The sequence below is a fragment of the Bifidobacterium thermophilum genome, from assembly GCF_002846655.1.
In the GTDB taxonomy this organism is placed as follows: domain Bacteria; phylum Actinomycetota; class Actinomycetes; order Actinomycetales; family Bifidobacteriaceae; genus Bifidobacterium; species Bifidobacterium thermophilum.
Genome location: NZ_PCGX01000016.1, coordinates 1 through 1,133 on the forward strand (window position 1 = coordinate 1; position 1,133 = coordinate 1,133).

At 66.8% G+C, this 1,133-nt stretch carries 3 protein-coding genes; all 3 read left to right on the plus strand.

All coding sequences use genetic code 11. The features are described 5' to 3' along the window. On the plus strand, positions 1–331 hold a 331-nt coding region (locus tag CQR48_RS09210), incomplete at its 5' end, for a hypothetical protein (protein WP_180335148.1). Between the two features lie 11 nt (positions 332–342). Then, positions 343–645: a hypothetical protein gene (locus CQR48_RS08955; protein ID WP_143252517.1), complete on the plus strand. Its 303-nt coding sequence runs from the start codon at positions 343–345 to the stop codon at positions 643–645. Between the two features lie 161 nt (positions 646–806). Next, positions 807–1,133 (plus strand): hypothetical protein (locus tag CQR48_RS08960; RefSeq protein WP_218971692.1); only part of this gene is annotated, 327 nt, incomplete at its 3' end.

Here is a 1,133-nt window from a genome sequence, read left to right on the forward strand (position 1 = left end):
ACCGGCGGGCATGCGCGTTTTCGATTGGCTGAAACCTTGGTCGGGCATGGTCCCGGACGCCTTCCATGGATTGTGGCCGCTCTACTGGTTCGGCGCTTGCATGTTGTACGGCGTCCTGTTGGCGGCGTCCGGCCGGATGCCGTCCCCGGCGGGTTGGCTGGCATGTGCGGCAGGCGTGGCGCTGCTTCGCGTCGCCTTCGGGGCGGTGAAAACCCTCCAGTGGCTTGGCGGGTATGATTTCCGCCTGTTCTGCCTGCTGCTTGCCGCTGCGGTCGTGTCTCTCGCCGTCGAGTACCCGTTCATGCGTTGGGCGGTCATGCGGGTGCTGTGATGGAGGATATCGTGGATTTTGTGAGGTGTGTCGTCCCGGATGTATTCGCCGAGACCCGGGGGTTTTCCTGGGCGGCCGCATGTCTCGGGGTGTTCTTCTATGTCGTGGTCTGTGGTCTTCCGGGCGGGTTCCGTTGCTGTCTTGTGTTGGCCGCCGCCGTGGCCGCGTGGAGGCTGGCCGTGGCGGGTGCATGCGGGTTGTCCTATATGGCGCGGATCGTGCCGTGGGGGTTGCCGTGGCTGTCTCTGATCGTGGTCTCGCTGGCCGGCGGCATTCCCGCGGTGCGATGGCTTATCCACGCCGTCGGGTATTAGGGACCGCCTCTGGCGTGTCCGGGATACGCCGTGAAGATTCCCGCCCAAGAGTAAGGTTGTCCCCGAGACACAATGACGGTGTCCAAACGGGACGCATGACCGGGGTGTAACAGCCCTGCGGGAACGGCCCGAAGGGCGCCGGACATGGAAGGTGAGGAACCATGAAGAAGAACCATACCCCGCAGCACGCGGCGTCGCTGCCCCGTCGCGGAACCATTGACATGAAGCCGATGCTGGCGGTCGGTCTGACCGCGGCGACGGTGCTTGCCCCGCAGGCCGCGATGGCAGACGAGACCACGCCGGAACAGGCCCCGGACCAGTCCACGCAGCAGGCCGCGGCCACCCCGACCGATCCGGTCGAGGCCGCGCAGGCGGACGTCCAGTCGGCGAAGGACGTGCAGTCGGCCGCGCAGGCGGACGTCGAGACCAAGCAGGCCGAGGCCGACAAGGCGGACGCCGCGGCGCAACAGGCCAAGGCGAACGTGGAG